We start from the raw sequence: 3,011 nt of genomic DNA on the forward strand, positions 1-3,011 counted from the left end.
GCGTGATGGCACATCCAATCCTGGCCGAGATGACCGCGAGTGTCACCGAGCTGAAGCGAAATCCAATGGGCACCGTGGCCGCTGGTGAAGGCTTTCCGGTCGCCATCCTCAATCGCAACCAACCCGCGTTCTACTGTGTACCAGCACAAGCCTACGAAGCCTTGATGAATCGCCTCGAAGACTTGGAGCTGAACGCGCTTGCCGATGCCCGCCTGGCCGACGGACAGGCTGTGGTCAAGGTTGCGCTGGATGCGCTATGAGCTGGCCTTTCATCCTCTGGCCCTGAAGGAATGGCACCGGCTGGATGCCACCGTTCGTCGTCAGTTCAAGAGGAAGCTTGCTGAACGATTGGAGAATCCACAGGTGCCCGCGGCACAGCTCTCGGGGCGTGCTAACCGCTACAAGATCAAGCTGAGGGCGGTTGGCTACCGCTTGGTCTACGAGGTTCGAGAAACCGAGCTACTCGTCCTTGTCGTGGCCATCGGTCAGCGCGAAAACGCTGAGGTCTATGGGGTTGCCAGAAACCGTTGACCGGCAGCGGGCGCTCGCGACAAGCTGAGCGAGGTCGACAGGGACCGATCGATGATGTCGGCGGGTAGCAGGAAGAAGGGGTAGCCACCCGGTTAAGGTATCGCGCCGATGGAGCCGGTCGCTTCAGATCGGCCGACCATCCACCCGCGGCGCCAGCAGCATCGGACCGATGACGACCAGGAAGGCAGCGAAGGCGCCGCTCCAGAGCAGGCCCGAGAGCAGCATCCAGTGGTTGTACTGCGCCGGCCAGAACAGCGGAAAGACGACCCGGATCAGCGCGGCGAGGTTGATGGCGACGAAGGCGGCGGTCATCGACGGCGGCGAGACCATCGCTCGGCCGGTGTGGCCCAAGGTCACGCGCACCATCATGCCGAGGGTGAAGACGCCAATGGCACCGGCGGTCAGCGCGTGCAGGGCGACGTTGGGCGCCATCAGACCAAGCTCGGCGCCGGCATCCAGGATCAAGCCAAGCATCAGCCAGAGCGCGCCGGCGTAGAGCACGGCGAGAATCGGAATCCGCCAGGCGCGCCGGTCATGCCAGCCGGCGAAGCGAGCGGCCAGACTCAGTGCGAAGGCGAGGGCGGTGATCGCCTTCAGCATCGGCCAGGGGCTGATCAGATCAGCGGCCAACCAGGCACCAGCGGCGATGAAGGTCGTCACATCGAGCCACTGAGATGAAGATGACTTGGGCTCGGCGTCGTTGATCGCCGCTTGGGTAAAGAACGGCAACACGCGCCCGGAGACGATCAGCAGCGTGATCAGCACCAGCGCCAGCATCAGGCCATCGGCATCCAACAGACCGGCCGGCACCCCGCCAGCCGCGCTCAGATGGCTCCAAGCCGCGGCAACAGCCATCCCGCCCAAGAGCAGCAAAAAGACGCGATTGACCGGATTCGGCCCGTTCCACAGTGGTTGGCGCATCGACCAGGCCAGCGCCAGCGGGAAGGCGGCCGCCAGCAGCGCATCGCCCCAGACCGGCAGCGCCAGCCAGGGCAAGGCGCGCGCGATCAGCCACAGCAGCACTAATCCCACCAGCTCGGCGCCGGACGCGGTGGCCTGCCCGGTCCAATTGCGCACCGCGGTGAGCAGAAAGCCCGCGATCACCGCCAGCGTGTAGCCATAGAGCATCTCGTGGGCATGCCAGGCACTGCCGACGAAGCGCAGATTGATCGGCAGCAGCCCGTGCAGCATCGCCAGCCAGGCCAGCAGCGAGAGGCAGCCGATCGCGCCAGCGGCAAGGAAGAAGGGGCGGAAGCCCAGAGACAGCAAGGGGTTCTTGTTTGGCATCGAGTGTTCTATCGAAGGGGCTTTCGGTGACAGCGAGACGACGCGGCCGCTCCTGAGTGGCCTGGCGTCGTTATCAGAGGGTTCCTGGACGGTAAACCCCAGTCCCGGCGTAACACTTGATCTTTGTCAAAGCCTAGCTCGCTGCAAAATCGGTTTTGACTTACCTCAAGGTTGACCGTTGCGCTCAGGTACAAGCTCTTTGCCGCGAAGCACGCAAAGCACAATGCCCAGAACACCAGAGAATCGAAAAAGAGGAGTTGGCTGTGATGTCCAAAGCTACCAGGGTCGGACTGATGACTGCATCTGCGGTCGTCGTCTTTAGCCTTATCACGAGTGCCTGTTCGTCGAAGACCGAGGACAGTCAGGATGGCCTCAAGGGCGTGATGGAGCAGCGTGGTTTGACCGAAAAAGACCTCCTGGCGGCGGCTAAAACCTACACGCCCAGTGGAGGGCGCGACGAGTATCTCGCCTTTGCCTCGGGTGGCCAGTCGGGTCAAGTCATTGTCTACGGTATCCCGTCGATGCGGTTGCTGAAGTACATTGGCGTCTTCACGCCCGAGCCCTGGCAGGGCTATGGCTTCGATGATGAATCCAAGGCCGTGCTAGCCCAGGGCCGCATTCGTGGCAAGGACATCACCTATGGCGACACCCACCATCCCGCGCTCTCCGAGACGGAAGGGGATTACGATGGCCGCTGGTTATTCATCAACGACAAGGCCAATCCCCGCCTGGCGGTGATCGATCTGCACGACTTCGAGACCAAGCAAATCGTCGTCAACCCATTCTTTAAATCCGAGCACGGTGGGGCGTTTGTCACGCCGAACACCGAATATGTTATGGAGGCGACTCAGTACGCGACGCCCTTGCTCAACGATGGCTTTGTCCCACTCGAGGAGTTCAACGAGAAATATCGTGGTGGCATCACCTATTGGAGCTTCGATAAGGAGAAGGGCCGGATCGATCCGACAAAGTCCTTTGTCATGGAATTTCCGCCGTACAGCCAAGACCTCTCCGACGCTGGTAAGGGGCCAAGTTACGGTTTCGGCTTCACTAATTCCTTCTGTACCGAGCGCTATGTCGGCGGTATCGAGCGTGGACGGCCGCCATTCGAGGCCGGCTGCTCGTCGAAGGACACCGACTTCTTGCATAGACTTGTGACTAAATAATATCTTTAATTTTTTCAGTAACTTAGC

The 3,011-nt window shown here is 61.2% G+C and carries 4 protein-coding genes; 3 read left to right on the forward strand and 1 reads right to left on the reverse strand.

Features of this window, described 5'->3' with window-relative positions; all coding sequences use genetic code 11:
* Nucleotides 1–5: 5 nt before the first annotated feature.
* Together VBE63_RS26670 and VBE63_RS26675 are read left to right on the forward strand one after the other, a co-directional pair.
* Nucleotides 6–260, forward strand: a complete 255-nt coding sequence (locus tag VBE63_RS26670; RefSeq protein WP_323686031.1) for a type II toxin-antitoxin system Phd/YefM family antitoxin — start codon at nt 6–8, stop codon at nt 258–260.
* Nucleotides 250–531, forward strand: a complete 282-nt coding sequence (locus VBE63_RS26675; protein ID WP_323686028.1) for a type II toxin-antitoxin system RelE/ParE family toxin — start codon at nt 250–252, stop codon at nt 529–531. Before VBE63_RS26670 ends, VBE63_RS26675 begins: the two co-directional genes overlap by 11 nt.
* Nucleotides 532–654: 123 nt before the next feature.
* Here the strand turns inward: VBE63_RS26675 and VBE63_RS26680 are convergent, their stop codons facing one another.
* Entirely contained in the window at nt 655–1,818 is a 1,164-nt protein-coding gene (locus VBE63_RS26680; protein WP_323686029.1) for an NnrS family protein, read from the reverse strand.
* 266 nt (nt 1,819–2,084) lie between these two features.
* Here VBE63_RS26680 and VBE63_RS26685 point away from each other — a divergent pair, with 266 nt between their 5' ends.
* Nucleotides 2,085–2,984 carry a hypothetical protein gene (locus VBE63_RS26685; RefSeq protein ID WP_323686030.1) on the forward strand — a complete coding sequence of 300 codons (900 nt, stop codon included), beginning with the start codon at nt 2,085–2,087 and terminating at the stop codon, nt 2,982–2,984.
* Nucleotides 2,985–3,011: the final 27 nt, after the last annotated feature.

The sequence above is a fragment of the Lamprobacter sp. genome (assembly GCF_034860625.1).
GTDB lineage: Bacteria > Pseudomonadota > Gammaproteobacteria > Chromatiales > Chromatiaceae > Lamprobacter.